17 protein-coding genes, 1 tRNA gene and 1 pseudogene are annotated in these 20,068 nt (G+C 64.0%); 11 read left to right on the top strand and 8 right to left on the bottom strand.

Annotated features, from left to right (window positions below):
- The first annotated feature begins 79 nt into the window (after positions 1–79).
- From FJ956_RS24040 to FJ956_RS24025, 4 genes are all read left to right on the top strand, one after another.
- Positions 80–1,474 (top strand): multicopper oxidase family protein, encoded by a 1,395-nt coding sequence (locus FJ956_RS24040; protein ID WP_140684626.1) that lies wholly within the window; start codon positions 80–82, stop codon positions 1,472–1,474.
- Positions 1,475–1,580: 106 nt separating this feature from the next.
- Positions 1,581–2,075, top strand: coding sequence for a hypothetical protein (locus FJ956_RS24035; RefSeq protein WP_140684625.1), 495 nt, complete (start codon positions 1,581–1,583; stop codon positions 2,073–2,075).
- A gap of 226 nt (positions 2,076–2,301) precedes the next feature.
- Positions 2,302–5,328, top strand: a complete 3,027-nt coding sequence (locus tag FJ956_RS24030; protein WP_140684624.1) for an AsmA family protein — start codon at positions 2,302–2,304, stop codon at positions 5,326–5,328.
- 449 nt (positions 5,329–5,777) lie between these two features.
- Positions 5,778–6,113, top strand: coding sequence for a hypothetical protein (locus FJ956_RS24025; RefSeq protein ID WP_140684623.1), 336 nt, complete (start codon positions 5,778–5,780; stop codon positions 6,111–6,113).
- 136 nt (positions 6,114–6,249) lie between these two features.
- On the opposite strand, the gene FJ956_RS24020 is transcribed toward FJ956_RS24025, so the two are convergent.
- Together FJ956_RS24020 and FJ956_RS24015 are read right to left on the bottom strand one after the other, a co-directional pair.
- A complete protein-coding gene (locus FJ956_RS24020; protein ID WP_140684622.1) occupies positions 6,250–6,693 on the bottom strand; it encodes a hypothetical protein in 444 nt (147 codons plus the stop codon).
- 178 nt (positions 6,694–6,871) lie between these two features.
- Positions 6,872–6,947: transfer RNA gene (locus tag FJ956_RS24015), tRNA-Ala, on the bottom strand.
- A 190-nt stretch (positions 6,948–7,137) separates the two neighbouring features.
- Between FJ956_RS24015 and FJ956_RS24010 the strand changes: the two genes are divergently transcribed.
- Positions 7,138–7,437 carry a YggT family protein gene (locus FJ956_RS24010; protein ID WP_095770068.1) on the top strand — a complete coding sequence of 100 codons (300 nt, stop codon included), beginning with the start codon at positions 7,138–7,140 and terminating at the stop codon, positions 7,435–7,437.
- A complete protein-coding gene (locus FJ956_RS24005) occupies positions 7,437–7,751 on the top strand; it encodes a DUF167 family protein (RefSeq protein ID WP_140684621.1) in 315 nt (104 codons plus the stop codon). The genes FJ956_RS24010 and FJ956_RS24005 overlap by 1 nt, the downstream gene beginning before the upstream one ends.
- A 221-nt stretch (positions 7,752–7,972) precedes the next feature.
- Here the strand turns inward: FJ956_RS24005 and FJ956_RS23995 are convergent, their stop codons facing one another.
- From FJ956_RS23995 to FJ956_RS23985, 3 genes are read right to left on the bottom strand one after another with little or no spacing between them, the layout of a single operon-like run.
- The gene (locus FJ956_RS23995; protein WP_140684620.1) at positions 7,973–8,854 is read right to left on the bottom strand and encodes a MurR/RpiR family transcriptional regulator; all 882 of its coding nucleotides are present in this window, start codon (positions 8,852–8,854) and stop codon (positions 7,973–7,975) included.
- Between the two features lie 9 nt (positions 8,855–8,863).
- Complete coding sequence (ugpC, locus tag FJ956_RS23990) at positions 8,864–9,931, bottom strand: sn-glycerol-3-phosphate ABC transporter ATP-binding protein UgpC (protein ID WP_140684619.1); 1,068 nt, start codon at positions 9,929–9,931, stop codon at positions 8,864–8,866.
- Between the two features lie 2 nt (positions 9,932–9,933).
- Positions 9,934–10,728: an SDR family oxidoreductase gene (locus tag FJ956_RS23985; RefSeq protein WP_140684618.1), complete on the bottom strand. Its 795-nt coding sequence runs from the start codon at positions 10,726–10,728 to the stop codon at positions 9,934–9,936.
- Positions 10,729–10,876: 148 nt separating this feature from the next.
- Here FJ956_RS23985 and FJ956_RS23980 point away from each other — a divergent pair, with 148 nt between their 5' ends.
- The 5 genes and pseudogenes from FJ956_RS23980 (at position 10,877) to FJ956_RS23960 (ending at position 16,220) form a co-directional block, all read left to right on the top strand.
- Positions 10,877–12,106: a sugar ABC transporter substrate-binding protein gene (locus tag FJ956_RS23980; protein WP_140684617.1), complete on the top strand. Its 1,230-nt coding sequence runs from the start codon at positions 10,877–10,879 to the stop codon at positions 12,104–12,106.
- A gap of 385 nt (positions 12,107–12,491) precedes the next feature.
- Positions 12,492–13,361 carry a sugar ABC transporter permease gene (locus FJ956_RS23975; RefSeq protein WP_140684616.1) on the top strand — a complete coding sequence of 290 codons (870 nt, stop codon included), beginning with the start codon at positions 12,492–12,494 and terminating at the stop codon, positions 13,359–13,361.
- Positions 13,358–14,182 (top strand): carbohydrate ABC transporter permease, encoded by an 825-nt coding sequence (locus tag FJ956_RS23970; protein WP_140684615.1) that lies wholly within the window; start codon positions 13,358–13,360, stop codon positions 14,180–14,182. The genes FJ956_RS23975 and FJ956_RS23970 overlap by 4 nt, the downstream gene beginning before the upstream one ends.
- Positions 14,183–14,264: 82 nt before the next feature.
- Entirely contained in the window at positions 14,265–15,818 is a 1,554-nt protein-coding gene (locus FJ956_RS23965) for a M81 family metallopeptidase (RefSeq protein ID WP_140684614.1), read from the top strand.
- A 116-nt stretch (positions 15,819–15,934) separates the two neighbouring features.
- Positions 15,935–16,220 (top strand): annotated as a pseudogene (locus FJ956_RS23960) (GIY-YIG nuclease family protein).
- Between the two features lie 166 nt (positions 16,221–16,386).
- On the opposite strand, the gene FJ956_RS23955 reads toward FJ956_RS23960, so the two are convergent.
- The 3 genes from FJ956_RS23955 to FJ956_RS23945 all read right to left on the bottom strand — a co-directional run bounded on the left by FJ956_RS23955 (position 16,387) and on the right by FJ956_RS23945 (position 19,937).
- On the bottom strand, positions 16,387–18,441 hold the full coding sequence (locus tag FJ956_RS23955) for a M3 family metallopeptidase (RefSeq protein WP_140781993.1): 2,055 nt from the start codon (positions 18,439–18,441) through the stop codon (positions 16,387–16,389).
- A gap of 427 nt (positions 18,442–18,868) precedes the next feature.
- Positions 18,869–19,285, bottom strand: coding sequence for a nuclear transport factor 2 family protein (locus FJ956_RS23950; RefSeq protein ID WP_140781992.1), 417 nt, complete (start codon positions 19,283–19,285; stop codon positions 18,869–18,871).
- 10 nt (positions 19,286–19,295) lie between these two features.
- Positions 19,296–19,937: a carbonic anhydrase gene (locus FJ956_RS23945; RefSeq protein WP_140684953.1), complete on the bottom strand. Its 642-nt coding sequence runs from the start codon at positions 19,935–19,937 to the stop codon at positions 19,296–19,298.
- Positions 19,938–20,068: the final 131 nt, after the last annotated feature.

Raw genomic sequence — 20,068 nt, 5'->3', positions numbered from 1 at the left:
GGCGGCGATCTGTCCGTTTCGGGATGTGCCCGAATGATGATAAGGCGTGAGACCGCCACTCATCTGTTTCGGGATTCCAATGTCGGTCCTCACACGCCGCAAACTCCTGCAGGGCGCCGCGGCCGCGGGCGCGGCCGGCATCGGCCTCTCGGCCGCCGGCAAGTTTACCGGCTGGGCGGCGCCAAAGCCCGAGCCGCTGATCCTGAAGACCGCGAGCATCGAGGCGCGGCTGATGGACGGCGCGCCGACGAAGAATGTGCTGACCTACGGCGAAACGGGCATGCCGCCGGTGGTCAGGATGAGGAAGGGCGAGCCGTTCGCCGCGCGGCTGATCAACGGCATCGACGATCCGACGACCATCCACTGGCATGGCATCCGCGTTCCCAACAAGATGGACGGCGTGCCGTTCCTGGTGCAGCCCTATGTCTATCAGGGCGACCGCTTCGACTACGCGTTTTCGCCGCCCGACGCCGGCACCTTCTGGTACCACCCGCATTGCAACACGCTGATCCAGATGGGTCACGGCCTGACCGGCGTGATCGTGGTCGAGAACCCGAAGGACCCGGTCTTCGATGTCGAGATGGTCGTCAACCTGCGCGACTGGCGGCTTGGCGACGACGGCCAGTTCATCGAGCCGTTCAGGCCGCGCGACGCGGCCAGGGCCGGCACCTTCGGCACCGTGCGCACCGCCAACTGGCTCGACCAGCCGCAATTCGATGCGCCGGCCGGCGGGCTGGTGCGGCTTAGGGCGGCCATCACCGACGTCACCCGCATCTATGCCTTTCGTGTCGACGGCGCCGAGGCGACGGTCATCGCGCTCGACGGCAACCCGGTGCCGCAACGGTTCACGCCGGATGCCCTGCAGCTGGGACCCGGCCAGCGGCTGGAGCTTGCCATCCGCATGCCCGACGAGGAAGGCGCGATCGTCAGCCTGCGCGACGTCCGGGGCACCAAGCCGAAAATCCTGGCGACGCTGCGCTCGGTCGGCAAATCGCTGAAACACGATCTGCGCGATCTCGGCCCGCTCGAAGCCAATCCCGTGGCTGAGCTCGATGTCGCCGGCGCCAAGCGCATTCCGCTGGCGCTAAGCGCCACGGCCGAGAACGTTGCGGCCGACAGCATTTGCGGCTCGCTCGGCTACAGTTTCTGGGCGATCAACAAGGTGCCGTGGCCGGGCGACACGCCGGACCCCACCGCGCCGCTCGCCGAGCTGAAGCTCGGCCGCAGCTACGTCATCGACATGGAGAACCTCACCCCGCACGCGCACCCGATCCACCTGCACGGCATGAGCTTCAAGGTGCTGTCGTCATCGATCAGGGCAGTGCAGCCGCTCGTCTCCGACACCTATCTGATCCAACCCGACGAGAAGGTGCAGCTCGGCTTCGTCGCCGACAATCCCGGTGACTGGCTGCTGCATTGCCACATCATCGAGCACCAGAAGACCGGCATGACGAGCTATTTTCGGGTGGTGTGAGCGCATTGGCGCGGCAATGCGTCGGCATTCCGCGGGTTGACGCGTTTGGCCGATTGCCTAGGTAGGCAGGAGGGCGCTGGGGCGGCACGCAACTCCGACCGACGGCATGACATCCTTGCGTATTCGAAAACTTGCCTTCGTTGCGGCAGGCATCTCCATCCTGTCGTCCTGCGTCATCCCCGACGACACGTCGAGCATCGCCAAGGTCGACGCCACCACGGCCGCTGCCCGCAAGGAGATGGTCGGTCTCAGCGAGGCCGATGTCCGCATGTGCGCCGGCTTTCCGACCGCGACGGCCGATACGGGGCCTTCTGGCCAGATTTGGACCTATCAACGCACCGTCCAACGCGGCAACCTCAGTATCGCGGTGCCGACGATGGCCGTTGGCGCGATCCCCGCAGTTGGAGGGTCGGTCAACGTCGCTCCCGGCGGCTACTGCAACACGCAGATCCGCATGATCGGCGGTCGTGTCGCCGAGGTGGCCTATGCCGGCGACAACAATCTGCCGAACAGCGTCGATGCGCTCTGCGTCAGCACGGTAGACGCCTGCGTGGCCTATGCGCGCCAACGCAATCACAAAGCAACGGCAGTCTCCAGGTAAGCCGGACCAGTGCGTTTCAGCGTTTCAGGGAAACGGCGAAACGCCCCATCTCTTTGTTTTTAGGCAATTCCGGACGGGAAGCCTCGGTGAAAGAGCCGAACGGTTCCGTGCAGCAGTCCGAAAAATTCGCCCGGCGCGAGGCCCGTGGTTCGGCAGGATTCAGTCGGGCGCCAGAAGCATGTATGTTCAAGGGTACTGATTCTTCCGATCATTTTGGCTGGTCGATGTGAGAAAAATCGTCGCTGCACTCACCATAGCTGTTGTTCTTTCCGTCGGGCTGCTCTTCCTTCTGCCCGCTCTTGTTTCAATCGACTGGGTTCGTGCCGAATTGAGCCGGCAACTATCGTCCGCAACCGGAATGACAATTCGGCTGGACGGACCTGTCAGACTATCGCTGCTGCCCAAGCTGGCGGTGGTCGCGGACGACATCTCGCTCGCGACCGGCGCGGGCGACATCGCGATATCCGCTCCGCGGTTCTCGACTTCGATAACGCTGTCGTCGCTATGGTCGAAAAAGCTTGAGATACAGTCTGTCGCGCTGGCGGATCCGACAATCGCGCTCAAGGCTTCGGCGAACGCGGCGTCGTCTCCGGAACCGAAGGATGTTCAGGCCGATCCGTTCGCGGCGATTGTCGATACTCTCGAGCGGCTGGCGATCAACCAACTGACGATAACGAACGGCACCCTTACCTCAGGCGCGTCGACTGGCAATGCCGCTAAGGTGACAGCAATCGACGCCGATTTGAGGGTCCCGGACCTCGACCGGGAGGCCTCGTTTTCATTGGCCGGCACCAGCAACGGCCGTCGCATTGAAATGAGCGGGAGCCTTTCCGCGTTGAGGCCGATCCTGAAACGGCTGCCGGCCCAGATCGCCATCGAGGCGCGACTCAACCCGGCGCCGGTTGTCAAATTCTCTTCATTGCATGCCAGCGGCGAGGTCCAGCTCAACGGCAACGGCAGCTATCAGATCAAGGGCGGAAAGTTCGAGATCGGCGACCAGAGCTTCCAGATGGACGCGCTCTTTCAGCCTGGGGCGCGGCATCGCTTCTACGCCGACCTGGCGGCGAAGCGCATCGACATCGACGCCTTGAGCGACATAGGAAAGGGCGGATCCAGCGCGGGCAAGGCTCCGGGCGGTTCCGGCGAGCCCGACCTCGCGATGCTGTCTGCTTTCGACGCCGACATCAGCGTTGCCGTCGATGAATTGGTCGGCGGCAAGATACGGGCTTCCGATGTTCAGCTCGCCGCGACGCTGCGCGACGGGCGTCTCGAGGCAAAGCTGGAGCATTTCGGCCTCGATGCGGGAAGCGTCACCGCAAATGCCTCGACGAATGTCCGTGAAACACCTCCGACCATACGAGGCAATGTTGCGAGCACGGGGCTCGATATCGGCTCTATAGCGAAGCTTGCCGGACAATCCGTGCCGTTGTCAGGCAAGCTGACCGCCGATATGGGGTTCGCTTTTCGCGGACTTACCGCGGAGCGCATACGCAGCAGCGTCAATCTGCAGGGAACGGTCGGGATTAGGCAGGGCAAGCTTCCGCTTGCAGCACTTGCCGATGCCCGAGCGGCCGACGACATTACCGGGCTCAATGTTGACGCGAAGGTTCATGATGCCGGCAAGCCGGTCGATTTGACGGGCAAGCTCGTCTGGCGGGGACAGGCCGTGACGTTCAAGTCCCAGGTCGCGCCGGCATCCTTTCTGGCCGGCGGCTCCGTTGCCGATGCGTCCGGGCCGATCAGCCTTTCGGTTTCCTCCAAATACCTCGATGGCAGCATAAGCGGCACTGCGGGGGGTGGCGGCACGTTCAAGGGTCACGTTTCAGTCACATCGGCCTCGGTCGACAGGCTGATGCAATGGCTGGGGCAAGACGCCTCCCGCAGTCTGCAGGACTTTGCCTTCAAGGGCGATGTCGATGCCGGCCCAAAGCAATTCTCCTTCCAGAAGGCCACCGTCACTTTGAACGGCGTCAAGGCGTCGGGACAGGGCTCGGTGAAACTGGGGGAGCTTCTCACTATCCGGACGTCGCTCAATTTCGCGAAACTTGACTTTGCGGCGCTCGCAGGCAGCGGCGGAGCCACGGCCGGCGGCAAACAGAAACCGGGCGCGGCAACCGACGCGCCGATCGATCTCTCCTTCCTCAAGGGAATTGATGCCAAGATGGCTATCCAGGCCGACAAGCTCGGCTATGGCAAGGTCTTCGCCGGGCCGGTGGCGACCACCCTGACGGTGGCGGACGGGAAGGCTCACCTGAACGTGCCGCAAAGTCCCTTCTACGGCGGCGCGGTTGCCGCGGAAATGACAGCCGACGGCTCCCAAGACACCGCTTCCCTGAACCTGAACACTGCGATCGCCGGCGCGACCGCGGGTCCCTTGCTCCATGATGCGGCGGATTTCGACCGCATCGAAGGAACGCTCGAAGCCACGGTCGCGGTTTCAGGCTCGGGAAAGACCACGAAATCGCTTGCCAGATCCCTTGGCGGCAAGGCGTCGGCAAAATTCGGCGACGGCGCCTTCCGCGGCATCGACATAGCGGAGATCTACAACAACCTCGTCGGACTGCTTGCCGGCGGCTTCAAGCAGGATCAAGCCAAGAAGACGACGTTCACGGAACTCGGCGCCTCGTTCGCGATCGAGAACGGCATCGCGCAGACGACGGACATCAGCCTGCTGGGCCCGCTGGTGCGGATGGACGGTTCGGGCAAAATCGACCTCGCCGACCAGACGCTCGCCATGCATCTCAACCCCCGCGTCATCGCTTCGCTTTCAGGCCAAGGAGGCGACGTTGCCGTGAAGGGCATCGGGGTGCCGATCGTGGTCCAGGGCCCGCTGTCCGCGCCCCGTGCCTATCCGGACCTGAGCGCGTTGGCCAAGGACCCGCAGGGCGCGCTGGACATGTTGAGTCGCCTCGGGCTGCCAACCGGGAAACTGAAACTCGACAAGCTGATCCCGGGCGCGAATGGCAGCGGTTCCGGCAAGGGAGCGGCTGATCTGCTCGGCGATCTTCTGGGCAACGCCGCGCCCCGGCCCAAAGCCCCGCCCGCGGCTCCGGAGCCCGCCGCGGCGCCAGACGCCGGCAACACGGAAAACGCGGCGCCGCCGCCAGGTTCGGGCGCAAGTGGCGAAACCGAGGCCGAGACCGCCGCGCCGGCGGTGGAACCCGCTGCGGTCGACCCGCAAGCCGCCCCTGCTTCGCCCGAAGCTCCAAAGAAGGGGGAAATAGACACGCTTCTCGATCAGCTTGCGAACTAGTTCCCCGACACAGGGATTTTGAAGGTTGCCGTTTGTCTGGTGTAAGATTTCCATTCCCGTGAAATCAGCGCAAACGCCGGGGATTGGTTGAAGCCGCCCGGACGTCGTCATTCTATGGTCTGCGCCGCGTCGCTTCGCTCCTGCTCCGCCCTAGAATGACGATCGCGATGGGCGTTTCGGCCAATCTCCAACGCATGCCGCCTGCCACCGCAAACAGAGCCGACCGGTCAAAATCCCCGTGCAAGTGCCACCAGCGCGATGGGTGCGCTCGGTTCGAGGGGCACAGGTCGCTCTCGACTTAAAGCCAGAAGGCGGCTCCGGGCATGCCCGCTCGATACATCATCTGACGCTCATATGTGCGGCCGAAAATCAAAGTGATCTCGGCTGCCGCAAATCTCCCCAAATCAGGACGTTCTTCCGGCCTTGATCTGCAGAGATTGGAGAGGCCGATGAAATTATCTGTTCTTGCCTTTGCCGGGACCATGCTGGCGGTGATGCCAGTGGTCCACGCGGCGCCGATGATTGGCATGCCGGCCGGAAACGGCCTGGTGCAGGAGGCGCATGTCACATGCGCTTATCTGACCGAGGACGGCTACTGCGTGCGACCGCACAAGAAGCACAAATACTGGAAGCGCCGCAACTACGACCGGCCTGCCTACCGCACCTATGAACCTCAGCCGCCGGACGAGTATTACTGGCGCTATCAGCGTCCGCGGCCGATTATCCGGGTCATTCCCGACTACCCGCCGCCGGACGAAGACAATTGGGATAATTCGGACGACTGAGGCCCCTGAGGCCGAGACCGCCCCCTTCGCGTGCCAAGCAGCCTGCTTGCGCGCCTCATGGCCTCCAGCGGCCGGCTTTCGGCGCCCAGACGGCGCCTTTGCCGGCCTGTCCACGAAGAGCGGGAAGTTGCGGCTCCTACCTCTTCAGCGCGATGCTCATGCCGCTGAGATCCGCGTTGACCTGCAGGCCGACTTGCCTGCCGGCAAGCTCCAGCTGGGCGCCCTTGTCGTTGGTCATGACGATCACCTGGGCGCCTCTGCCGAGCGCGCCGCCGCCGCCCGCCGCGCCGTAGACGCCCGTTACGTCGCTGGCGCGCCGGATATGGCGCACCCTGCCCTGGAAATAGGTCTTGGAGGCCCCGAAGGCCAAGCCGCCCGAGACGCCGCCGATCGAGATCGGATAGCGTTTGCCATGGAAGGTCAGCGTGCCTTCGCCGCCGGAGCCGCCGATGAAGAAGGCGGCCTTGTAGACGGAGAAGCGGATCGTGCCGCTGTCGGCATGCGCGGCGCTGGCAATGCTGACGCCCGCGGCGGCGATTGCCGCGACCGCGACGGAACGGAACCTGGACGAAATCTTCATGGTGGGAAACTCCTCGAGCATCGCCGCTTACCCAGCCGGCCGGGCACATCAGCTGCAAAACTATAGCTGAACCGTCTTGCCCCGCCATTGGTTCCAAGCACGCGGCCCGAAATCCGGCGGTCACAAAATGCTGAGCGAAGAAGGCAACCGCCGACGAGAGGCGCATGCGTGTGCCGGCTGGTGGAGCTGAGGGGGATCGAACCCCTGACCTCATCATTGCGAACGATGCGCTCTCCCAGCTGAGCTACAGCCCCGTTCCAGCGGATGGGCTTGTATCGGTCGCGGCCGTTTCATGTCAAGGCGAAAGACCGGCAGGCGACGAGCACGCTGACTGGCGGGCCTTGCCGCTCGCCAAGCCCGCGGGCCTTGCCCGCACGCCAAGCCCGCGGGCCTTGCCCGCAAGCCAAGCAATGGCTACATGTCGGCGACAATTTGGAGACCGGCATGATCGCCCTTATTCAGACCATCGTCATGGCGCTTGATATCTACTGGTGGATCATCATCGCCTCGGCGATCTTTTCCTGGCTCTATGCCTTCAATGTCGTCAACTCGCGCAACCAGTTCGTCGGCAGCGTCGGCAACATGCTCTACCGGCTGACCGACCCGGCATTGCGCCCGATCCGCCGCTTCATGCCCGATCTCGGCGGCATCGACATTTCGCCGATCATTCTTTTGCTGATCATTTTCTTCATCCGGCAGTTTCTGGTCACCACCGTCTGGTCCTGGGTCGTGGCCGGCGGCTGATGAGCACGCCGTTCCGGCTTCGCGAGAACGGCATCGACCTCTTCGTGCGGCTGACGCCGAAGGCGGCGCTCGACCGGATCGATGGCGTCGAGACCACCGCCGACGGCCGCAGTCACCTTAAAGCCCGCGTGCGCGCCGTGCCGGGGAACGGCGCCGCCAATCAAGCGCTGGAGCGGATGATGGCCAAGGCGCTGGGCGTGCCGGTGTCGGCCGTTTCGGTGGTCGCCGGCGGCACCTCGCGACTGAAGACGCTGCGGGTCTTGGGGGATGCGGCTGAGTTGGCGAAAAGCATCGAGGCTTTTGGGCAATCCTAAATTTGAAATGTTGGCGGGACAGCGCCCCCCTCTGTCCTGCCGGACATCTCCCCCACAAGGGGGGAGATCAGATGTCGCGGCGGCTTTCGCCAATCTCCAACGTACTAGGGTGAGCGGGGCGCCGGAACTGCCGATCTCCCCCCTCGTGGGGGAGATCGCCGGCAGGCCAGAGGGGGGCGCGAAGGATCGCCAACTTCGGCGGCGCAAGCCGCTGCAACCGCTCAGTCCCCCAGCGGCAGCTTCGGATCGTCCACCTTCAGCGTGTTCACGCTCTGCTTGATGCGGCGCAAATTCTCCAGCACTTTCGGCCCGCGCGCCTCCGCCACCGTGGTGGCGATCATGTCGAGGATGGCCAAAAGCGCGTAGCGCGACGAGGTCGGCTTGTAGATGTTGCCGTCCTCGACCGACTGCAAAAGGATCACCGTGTCGGCGACCTTGGCCAGAGCCGAATCCGGCGCTGTGATGGCGACGGTGGCGGCGCCATATTGCTGCGCCACCTCGACCGCCTCGATCACCGAGCGCGCATAGCCCGACACCGAGAAGGCGACCAGCGTCGTCTCGGGCGTCGCCACCGCGGCATACATGCGCTGCAGCTGGCCGTCGATCTGGGCGAGCGCCGACAGGCCGAGCCGGAACAGCCGGTTCTGCATCTCGGTCGCCATCATCGAGGAAATGCCGCCGGAGCCGATGCACAGCACATTGCCGGAAGCGGCGATGCGGGCGGCGACATCCATCAGCGTCGTCATGTCGAGGTTTTCGCTGGCGCGCTGGATGGCGGCGATCGCCGCCTCGGTAATCGCCGAGGCGATGCGCTGCTCGCGCGCGTCGCGGCTGAGCGGCTCCGGCGACAGATACTGGCCGCCGATGGCGATCGCCTGCGCCAGGTAGAACTTGAAATCGCGCAGGCCCTCGCAACCGAGATTGCGGCAGAAGCGGGTGACGGTCGGCTCGCTGACGCCGACGCGCGCGGCGATCTCCGAGATCGCGGCCTTGGAGGCGAAATCGAGGTCGGAAAGCACCAGCCCGGCCAGCCGGCGGTCCGACTTGGTGCCGTCCTGCGATATCAATTGCAGGCGGGTGATGATGTCGGCCGGGGTCTTCATGTCATCATCTCAGAGCGGCAGGCCCGTCGCCTTGTCGAAGAGGTGGATGTTGCGCGGGTCGACGCTCACCGGCAGCCGGTCGCCCGGCTTCACCTGCAGCCGGTCGCGGAACACCGCGCGCACCGTGTCGTCGCCGACCGAGCCGTAGACATGCGTTTCCGACCCGGTCGGCTCGACGACATCGACCTTGATCGCGATCGCATCGTCGCCGGCGCCAACCACGAAATGCTCGGGCCTGATGCCGGCCTCGACCGTGTCGCTGCCGGACGTGGCCTTGCCCGGGAGCGCCAGACGGCCGCCGCCCGTCGTTTCAAACCAGGACTTGGCTCCAGCGCTCTTCAGCACGCCGGAGACGAAGCTCATCGAGGGCGAGCCGATGAAGGCGGCGACGAATTTGTTGGCCGGCTTGTCGTAGAGCTCCAGCGGCTGGCCGACCTGCTGGATGCGGCCGCGATCCATCACCACGATGCGGTCGGCCATGGTCATCGCCTCGATCTGGTCGTGGGTGACGTAGACGATGGTCGATTTCAGCCGCTGGTGCAGCGCCTTGATCTCGGTGCGCATCTGCACGCGCAATTGCGCGTCAAGGTTGGAAAGCGGCTCGTCGAAGAGGAAGACCGAAGGCTCGCGCACGATGGCGCGGCCCATGGCGACGCGCTGGCGCTGGCCGCCCGACAATTGCCGCGGATAGCGGTCGAGGTAGGAAAAGAGGTTGAGCACGCCCGACGCCTTCTTGACCTTGTCGTCGATCGCGGCGCGCGTCTCGCCGCGGATTTTCGGGCCGAAGCCGATATTTTCCGCAGCCTTCAGATGCGGGAACAGCGCGTAGGACTGGAACACCATGGCGATGTTGCGCTTCTGCGGCGGCAACTCGTTGGCGCGCGTGCCGCCGATGACGAGATCGCCGGAGGTGATCGCCTCCAGCCCTGCCAGCATGCGCAGGAGCGTAGACTTGCCGCAGCCGGACGGGCCGACCAGCACGACGAACTCGCCGGTCCGGATGTCGAGGTTGATGTCCTCGAGGATTTTGTGCTGGCCGAAGGATTTCGACAGGTTGCGGAACTGGACGTCGGTCATGGTCACGCTCCCAATATGTCGTCGATGAAAGGCAGGTAGCCGGCTGTCAGTCCGGCGTCCACGGGCACAACGGCACCTGTTATGCCGGAAGCGCGCTCGGAGGCAAGGAAGGCGACGGCCTCCGCCACTTCCGACGCGTTGACGATGCGGCCGAGCGGATAGAGCCGCTTGAGCCGGCCTAAGATCTCGGGGTCCTTGGCCAGGCGATGGTCCCAGGCGGCGGTGCGGATCGAGCCTGGGCACACGACATTGGCGCGCAACCCGCTGCGGCCGAGCTCGACGGCGATCGATTTGGCGTAGGCGTTGATGCCGGCCTTGGCCGCGGCATAGGCCGGATTGCCGAAATGCGCGATGGCGTTGACCGAGGAGATGAAGACGACGCTGCCCGCGCCGCGCTTGGACATCGCCTTGATGAGCGGATCGGCGAAAGTCATCACCCCGGTCAAATTGAGGCCGAGCTCCTGCTCGATTTTGTCCGCCGTCAGCGCCTTCAAAGTCTCGGCGCGCGTCCAGCCGGCATTGTTGATCAGGATGTCGGGAACGCCGTCCTTGTCGAGCAGCGCGGGGATCGCCGCTTCGATCGAGGCCCGGTCGAGCAGGTTGAAGACATGGCGCGAGGCGATGTGCGGGCTGGCCAGCGCTTCCGTCGACTGGTCGCAGCCGACGATTCGCGCGCCGTGCTCCGCCATCAGCTCGACGATCGCCGAACCGAGGCCGCCGCCGGCGCCGGTGACGACAATTGTCTTGCCTTCGAACTCGGCTTTCGAACCCACGCTGTCCGCTCCTCCACCCCTCATTTTAAGCCGGCAGGCTACCCAAGCAAATGTAATTAAGCAACATGATAATCCGCTTGCATGGCGCGGAATGATGGATAATGTAGGAAAGTAACATAAATCCTGCGCCCATAAGGGCCAGGCGCCAACGTGCATCAATGGGAGAAATCAGATGAGCCTTGCGAAATGGACTGTCGGCCTGTTGGCCGGAATGAGCATGCTGGCTTTTGCAGCACCTGCCGATGCCGGCGAGGTGCGCGTCACCGTCGCCGAATACAGCGCCAAGACCGGCCCTTATTTCGAAGCGGTGAAGAAGGAATTCGAGGCGGCCAATCCCGGCATCACCATCAAATATGAAGTGGTGCCATGGGATGTGCTCCTGCAGAAGCTCACCACCGACATCACCGCCGGCACCAACGCCGACCTTTCGATCATCGGCACGCGCTGGCTGATCGACTTCGTCCAGCAGGATGTCGCCGAGCCGCTCGACAGCTACATCAAGCCCGAGTTCAAGGACCGCTTCATCGACACCTTCCTGCAGCCCTCGATCATGGACGGCAAGACCTACGGCCTGCCGATCGCGGCTTCCGCGCGCGCCATGTATTACAACAAGGAGCTGTTCGAGAAGGCCGGTATCGCCAAGCCGCCGGCGACCTGGACCGAGCTGCAGGAAGACGCCCGCAAGATCAAGGCTCAAGGCGCCTTCGGCTTCGGCCTGCAGGGCAAGGAGATCGAGACCGACGTCTACTACTACTATGCGATGTGGTCGCAGGGCACCGAGATCCTCAACAAGGACGGCACGTCCGGCTTGAGCACGCCCGGTGCGCTCGAAGCCGCCAAGCTCTATAAGTCGATGATCGACGAGGGCCTGACCGAACCGGGCGTCACCTCCAACAACCGCGAGGATGTGCAGAACCTGTTCAAGCAGGGCAAGGTCGGCATGATGATCACCGCGCCCTTCCTATCCAACCAGATCAAGGAAGAAGCGCCGAAGCTGAAATACGGCGTCGCCGCCATCCCGGCCGGCCCGACCGGCGCGCGCGGTACCTATGGCGTCACCGATAGCATCATCATGTTCAAGAACTCCAAGAACAAGGACGAGGCCTGGAAGCTGCTCGACTTCCTGTTCACCAAGGAGCAGCGCGCCAAGTTCACGCAGGGCGAAGGCTTCCTGCCGGTGAACAAGGAAGAGGCGAAGATGGACTATTACGTCAACAACGCCGACCTCGCCGCCTTTACAGCACTTCTGCCCGACGCCCGCTTCGCGCCGGTCATCCCGGGCTGGGAAGAGATCGCCCAGATCACGTCGGACGCCATGCAGAAGATCTATCTCGGCGGCGATCCCGAGGCCGGCTTGAAGGATGCGGCGGCCAAGGCCGACGCCGTCCTGAAGAAGAAATAAGGGCGTATCTCCCTGCGCCCCGTGGCGCGCTCCACCCCGTCGGAGCGCGCCACACCTTCCCGGTCCTTCCTCTCCCTCCGGAGGGGCGGAGAGGTGGCTCGGCGAAACCGAGACGGGGTGGGGGAACCACCTGGCAAACGCCGCGAACCTCCTCGCCTTGCGCCCAGGGGTCGACCCCCACTCCGTCGAGCTTCGCTCGACACCTCTCCCCGATCGACGGGGGAGATGAAGGGCGCTCTTCCGCAACTGCCGCGGAGGACAGGCAGACAGGTGAGGGGCGGCGCCTGGAAAGAATTCGAAACTGAGCGCCTAGCAAGACAGATGAGAATTGGCCTAGCTGGCAAACCATCCCATTGAAGCCTCGCAACGCAGTACAAACCGGCCGATGCAAAATCGCTTCCTGCCCTACCTGCTGACACTGCCCAGCCTGTTCCTGGCGGCGATCGTCATCTTCTGGCCGGTCTGGGACCTGATCCAGATCTCGACGCACGACGTCAACCGCTTCGGCCAGTTGCGCGAGTTCAGTGGCTTTGCCAACTTCGCCGAGTTGTTCGCCGATCCGGATTTCGTCGCGGCGCTCTGGCGCACCGGGCTGTGGACCGTGCTGGTGGTCGGCGGCGCGCTGCTTCTGTCGATCCCGGTGGCGATGATCCTCAACATGGATTTTTATGGCCGTGGCCTCGCCCGCGTCATCGTCATGCTGCCTTGGGCGGTGTCGCTGACCATGACGGCGGTGGTCTGGCGCTGGGCGCTCAGCGGCGAGAGCGGCATGTTGAACTCGGCGCTGATGAAGCTCGGCCTGATCAGCCAGAACATCCAGTGGCTGGCGAGCGCCGAGACGGCCTTCCCGATGCAGGTGCTGATCGGCATATTGGTGACGGTCCCCTTCACCACCACGATCTTCCTCGGCGGCCTGTCCTCGATCCCCGACGATCTCTATGAGGCCGCGGCACTCGAGGGCGCCACGCCTTTCCAGCAGTTCCGCGAGATCACCTTTCCGCTCTTGAAACCCTTCATCAATATCGCGATCGTGCTCAACACCATCTACGTGTTCAACTCCTTCCCGATCATCTGGGTGATGACTCAAGGGGGGCCGGCGAACTCGACCGACATATTGGTCACGCATCTCTACAAGCTCGCCTTCCGCATCGGCAAACTGGGCGAAGCCTCGGCAGTGTCGCTGGTGATGTTCGCCATCCTGCTCGTCTTCACCATGATCTATGTGCGGCTAGCCATGCGGGAGCAGCGGGCATGAACGGCAAGCTGAAACGCACCATCATCGCCTGGCTGCTGCTTTTGCCATTGATCGTGGTGACGATCTTTCCCTTCGCCGTGATGTTCCTCACCGCGGTCAAGCCGCGCACGGAGGTGCTCACCCCCACCTGGTGGCCGAGCGAATTCCGCTGGTCGAATTTCGCCGACATGTGGGTGGCGACCGGCTTCGGCCAGGCCCTCGTCAACTCGCTCTATGTCTCGGCGCTGGCGACCATCGGCGCCATCCTGATCTCGGTGCCGGCGGCCTATGCGATGTCGCGCTTTCGTTTTGCCGGCTACGGCGCGTTCCGGCAGTTCCTTTTGATCTCGCAGATGATCTCGCCGATCGTGCTGGTGCTCGGCCTGTTCCGGCTGATGGCCGCCTGGGGCCTGGTCGAGAGTACCACCGCGCTCGGCTTCATCTACATGGCCTTCAACGTCGCCTTCACGGTATGGATGCTGCAGAGCTATTTCGACACCATTCCGCGCGACCTCGAGGAGGCAGCCTGGATGGAGGGCGCCGGCCGCTGGCTGACTTTGCGCAAGGTCTTCCTGCCGCTTTGCCTGCCGGCGATCGCGGTGACGGCGATCTTCACCTTCATCAACGCCTGGAACGAGTTCGTCGTCGCGCTCACCATGCTGCGCAGCCAGGAAAGCTACACGCTGCCGATCCAGGTTTTCTCGCTGGTCGCCGGACGCTATACGATCGAGTGGCACCATGTCATGGCGGCCACGCTGCTGGCGACACTGCCGGTGGCGATCCTCTTCATCTGGCTGCAGCGCTATCTCGTCCGCGGACTGGCGCTCGGCGCGGTCAAATAGCAATTCCAGCAATTCCAGGAAAAATGTGCGGCGGTTTTCCGTCCGGAATTGCGAAAAACAAAAAGTCCGCTACGGAGCGTTCATGCGCATCTTCACCGCCTCGCTGGCGACGGAAACCAACACCTTCTCGCCGGTGCCGACCGACCGGGCCTCGTTCGAGATGGCCTTCTATGCCGGTCCGGGCAAGCACCCGGAGACGCCGACGCTTTGCTCCTCGCCGATCGTGGCTTTGCGCAAACGCGCGGCCAAGGAAGGGTTGACGGTCATCGAAGGCACCGCCACCTGGGCGGAGCCCGGCGGCCTCGTGCAGCGGCAGACCTATGAGGCGCTGCGCGACGAGATCCTCGATCAGCTCAAGGCCGCGCTGCCGGTCGATGCGGTGATCCTCGGCCTGCATGGCGCCATGATCGCGCAAGGCTATGACGACTGTGAAGGCGATCTGCTGGAACGCGTGCGCGCCATCGTCGGTCCAAAGGTGGTGATCGCCTGCGAGTTCGATCCGCACAGCCACCTGACGCCGAAACGCGTCGCGGCCTGCGATGTCATGGCCTATTTCCTCGAATTCCCGCACACCGATTTCTACGAGCGCGGCGAGCACGTCGTCGAGCTCGGCATTGCCGCGGCGCGCGGCGAGATCAAGCCGGTGATCTCGACCTTCGACTGCCGTATGATCCAGGTGCTGCCGACCAGCCGCGAGCCGATGCGCTCCTTCGTCGACAGGATCAAGGCGCTGCATGGCAAGGACGGCGTGCTGTCGGTCTCGGTCGTCCACGGCTTCATGGCCGCCGACGTGCCGGAGATGGGAACGCGCATCCTGGTCGTCACCGACGACGACAAGGAAAAGGGCGACAAGCTCGCAGAAACGCTGGGGCGCGAACTCTACGCCTTGCGTGAAAAGACGGCGATGACGATGCTTTCCGCCTCGGTCGGCATCGAGCAGGCGCTTGCTGTGCGCGCCGAGCGCCAGGACAAGCCGGTCGTGATCGCCGACATCTGGGACAATCCGGGCGGCGGCGTGCCGGGCGACGGCACCATCGTGCTGCGCGAGCTGCTGACGCGCGGCGTACACAAGGTCGGCGTGGCGACGATCTGGGATCCGATCGCGGTGACCTTCTGCCACGCGGCCGGCGAAGGCGCCGTCATCGACCTGCGCTTCGGCGGCAAGGCCGGCCCTCAGGCCGGCGAGCCGATCGACGCCCGCGTCACGGTGCTGAAGACCACCAATGAAGGCTGGCAGAGCTTCGGCCCGAGCCGCGTGACGCTGGGACCTTCGGCGGTGGTGCGCATCGAAGGCACCGAGGTCGACGTTATCCTCAACACCAACCGCACCCAGACCTTCGAGCCGGATGTCTTCTCCAACATCGGCATCGATCCGATGGCGAAAGATATTCTGCTGATCAAGTCGACCAACCACTTCTACGCCGGCTTCGCGCCGATCGCCGCCGAGATCATCTACGTCGCGGCGCCGAGTTCCTATCCGAGCAATCCGGCGAAGACGGATTACAGGAAACTGACGAGGCTGATCTGGCCGAGGGTGGCGGATCCGTGGAAACTGCCAATCTCCCCCCTTGTGGGGGAGATGCCCGGCAGGGCAGAGGGGGGCGCTGTCCCGCCGACCCGGCCTTCGTCATTCTAGGGCGGAGCAAGGAGCGAAGCGACGCGCGCAGACCCTAGAATCCATGCCGTGACATTGACCATAGAATGCAACTGCCCAGAATAGCCGTTGGCGATGGCGCCAGGTAAGATCGAAGCATGACAGGCTACGTCTACATGACCGCAAGCCAGAAAGGCGGCACGATCTATTGGTGTCACCAACGACCTTGCTCGCCGGATGCCCGAGCACAAGACCGGCCAGGGCTCCACCTTCACCAGCCGTTACGGCGTGCAGCGCCTCGTCTGGTACGAAGAGCATTTCGACATCACCGATGCCATCCAGCGTGAGACATCATTGAAGCGCTGGCCGCGCCAATGGAAGGTGGAATTGATCGAGAAGAGCAACCCGGAATGGTTCGAGTTCTTTCGCGGGATCGGCTGGTGAGCGTTCTGGACCGTGGCGGCGCTCAACCGTCACGGCATGGATTCTGGGGTCTGCGCGCGTCGCTTCGCTCCTTGCTCCGCCCTGGAATGACGAAGGATGGGCTGCCGGGACAGCGCCCCCCTCTGGCCTGCCGGCCATCTCCCCCACGAGGGGGGAGATTAGCCAATCACACCAGCCCGCGCTTCGCCATCATCGCTTCCGGCGAGGGCATCTTGCCCCGAAACGCCGTGTAGAGCTCCTCCGGATCCTTGGACCCACCCGCGGCATAGATGTTCTTCCGCAGCCGCTCGGCGAGCGCCGGGTTGAAGGGATCGCCCGTCTCCTCGAAAGCCGAGAAGGCATCGGCGTCGAGCACTTCCGACCACATGTAGGAATAGTAGCCGGCTGAATAGCCGTCGCCGGCGAAGACATGGCCGAAATGCGGGGTGCGGTGACGCATCGCGATCGTGTCGGGCATATGCAGCTTTTCGAGCGTCTCTGCCTCGTAGCGAAGCGGTTCGGCGGGCGCGTCGGATCGCGCGTGATAAGCCATGTCGATCAGCGCCGAGGCGGTGAACTCGACGGTCGCGAAGCCGGCGCCGAAGGTGCGGGCGGCGAGCATCTTGTCGAGCAGCGCCTTCGGCATCGGCTTGCCTGTCTTGACATGCAGCGCATGCTTTTCCAGCACCGCCGGCACCGTCAGCCAATGCTCGTAGAGCTGCGAGGGCAGCTCGACGAAATCGCGGCTGACCGATGTGCCGGAGACCGACGGCCAGGTCACCTCGGTCAGCATGCCGTGCAGCGCATGACCGAACTCGTGGAACAGCGTCTTGGCCTCATCGACCGACAGAAGCGCTGCCTCGCCGGCCGGCGGCTTGGCGAAATTCATGATGTTGTAGATCACTGGCTGGGCACCGTCGCCGAGCTTGTGACCGGACCGAAGCGCGCTCATCCAGGCGCCGGAGCGCTTTGAGGGCCGCGCGAAATAGTCGGCCAGGAACAGGCCGCGCTCGCTGCCGTCGGCATTCTTGACCACGAAAACTCGCGCGTCGGGATGCCAGGCGGCGATGCCCTTCTTCTCCTCGAATGTGATGCCGAACAATCTCGTGGCGACGTCGAAGCAGGCTTCGATGACGCGTTCGAGCTGCAGGTAAGGCTTCAGCTCCGCCTCGTCGAAGGCGAATTTCTCGGCGCGCAGCTTCTCCTGGTAGAAGCGCCAATCCCAGGCCGCGAATTTTTCGTTGCTGCCGGCTTCCGCGGCCAGCCGCTCCAGCTCCTTCTGGTCAGCCGCCGCTTTCTCCAGCGCCTTTTCCCAGACCGGATCGAGCAGCGCGTGCACGGCCTTCGGCGTCTTTGCCATCGTGTCGTCGAGCTTGAGCGCCGCGAAGGAGCCGTAGCCGAGCAGCTTGGCCTTCTCGGCGCGCAGCTTCAGCATGTCGCGCACCACATCCGTATTGTCGGTGGCGCCGCCATTCTGGCCGCGCATGATGAAGGCGCGAAAAGCGATCTCGCGCAGGTCGCGGCGCTCGGAAAAGGTCGAGAACGGCTCGTAGATCGAGCGCGACAACGTCACCGCATAGCGGCCCTTCTGGCCGCGGATCTCGGCCGCTTCGGCCATGGCGCTCTTCAGGAAATCGGGCAGGCCGGCGAGATCGGCTTCATCGAGGAACAAAGCCCAGTCGCGCTCGTCGGCCAGCACGTTCTGGCCGAATTTGGTGCCGAGCGAGGAAAGCTCCTCATTGATGGCCGCGAGCCGTTTCTTGCCTTCGGCGTCGAGCTTGGCGCCCGACCGGACAAAGCCTTTCCAGGTCTTTTCCAGCACGCGCAGCGTTTCGGCATCGAGCTTCAGGCTGTCGCGCCGCTGGTAGAGGTCGTCGATGCGGGCAAACAGTTTTTCGTTCATCGAGATCGCCGAGAAATGTCGCGACATCTTTGGCGAAACCTCGCGCTCCATCGCCTGGATCGTGTCGTTGGTGTGGGCGCCGGCGCGGCACCAGAAGATTGACGATACATGGTCGAGCGCCTCACCCGCGAGTTCGAGCGCTGCCAGCGTGTTCTCGACGGTCGGCGTCTCGCTGTTGCCGGCGATCGCGTCGATCTCGGCCTGGTGCGCCTCGAGCGCCGCATCGAAGACAGGCCCGAAATCATTGTCGCTGATGCGCGAGAAATCCGGCAGGCCGAGCGGCCCCTGCCAGACGGTCAGCGGATGGGCGGCGAGATCGACGGTTTTTGAAGATGACATGATTGTTCCGGTGGGCTGATTTGGAGGCGGGCTGCCTCGGATGTAGGGCGATGCCGCGCAGCGTGCAACAAGGGTCGTTTCAGGATTCGCCTTACGAGCATTCAAGGGATAAGGCGGCTCGCCGATTTCCGTGAAACGGTGAAACGCGCTGGTTCATCGCAACCGCTGGAGATTGGCTGAAGCCTCTCAACCTCGTCATCCACGGGCGGAGCGGGAGCGAAGCGGACGCGGAGACCCGAGGATCCATTCCGTGACCTCAGCCTAAAGGTGCAGCGGAGCAAAATTCTGCACCGTTGCGACGCTCGTATGTCACGGAATGGATCCTCGGGTCTGCGCGGCGTCGCTTCGCTCCTTGCTCCGCCCATGGATGACGAAGAGACGGGCGTTTCGGCCAATCGCCAAGGCATGCGACCCACCAACGCAAACGTTAATAGGCGCTGCAGTCCTGCGCCACCGCCGTCTGGGTGCTGGCGACGATGCGGCCGCCGGCGACGGTGAAGGTCTCGCGCATCAGCGTGTCATTGCTGGGGAAGTCGTAGCAGGCGAGCACCGTGGTCTCGCCGTTCTCGCTCCTTTCGATGCGATGACGGATCGCGGCGCCCGCCACCGCGCTCTGCCATTCGTCGATCGAGGCGATGAAATCCTGCTTCGTCTGCACGACGCCGATATCGTCCAGCTTCATGCGCACGTCGTCGGCAAGCAATTCGGAAAGCTCGGTGCGGTCGGCGGCGAGCAGCGCCGAATACCAGCGGTCGATGATGGCGCCGTCGTCGGCGCTGGCGCGGACGAGCGAGGATATGAGCAGCGCCGCCGCGAGAAAGACCTTCCACCGGCTCCGGGGCATTATCCCTCCGTCATAGCTCCGGCCGCTCGAAATCGCCGGTGTCCTTGTTCATCAACCACAGCTCCCCGGTCGAGATGTCGAACCAGGCGCCGTGCAGCGAGAGCCGTCCCTTGCCTTCGAGGATCGAGACGCAGGGAAAGGTCCTCAGATTGGCGATCGAATAGCGGATCGAGATGCGCTCGAGCGCCGTCTGGCGCTCCGTTGCCGTCATCATCGTGCTGGCGGCCACCGTCTCGGCAGCCGGCGCGATCAGGCTCATCCATTTGCCGATGAAGTCGCCGGGCGACAGCGGCGCCGCATTGGTGTCGAGCGCGGCGCGAATGCCGCCGCAACGGCCATGGCCCATCACCACGATGTTCTTCACCTTGAGGCTCTGCACGGCGAATTCGAGCGCGGCCGAGGTCGAATGGAACTCGCCGTCCGGCTCATAGGGCGGCACCAGATTGCCGACATTGCGCAGCACGAAGAGCTCGCCCGGCCCGGCATCGAAGATCGCTTCCGGGGCGGAGCGGGAATCGCAGCAGGCGACGATCATCGTCTCCGGCGCCTGGCCTTCGCGCGCCAGCGAGCGGTAGCGCCCGCTTTCGGTAGGATAGCGACCGGTCATGAAGTTGCGATAGCCGTTCAGCAGGTGCTCGGGGAGGTGAGGCATGGGCGGCTAGAGCCTTTCCGGGGCTTGGGGGCGGCAGCTCGTTGCGATCGAAAAAGGCTCTAGCGGCAAAAGCCGGTCGCGGGCAATGCCGAATTGCGGATCGCTGCGTCGCAATCGTTGCGGCAATCATG

The organism is Mesorhizobium sp. B2-4-3 (assembly GCF_006442815.1).
In the GTDB taxonomy this organism is placed as follows: domain Bacteria; phylum Pseudomonadota; class Alphaproteobacteria; order Rhizobiales; family Rhizobiaceae; genus Mesorhizobium.
Note: the sequence above shows the minus strand (reverse complement) of the source record. Positions and strands in the feature narration are given on the sequence as shown.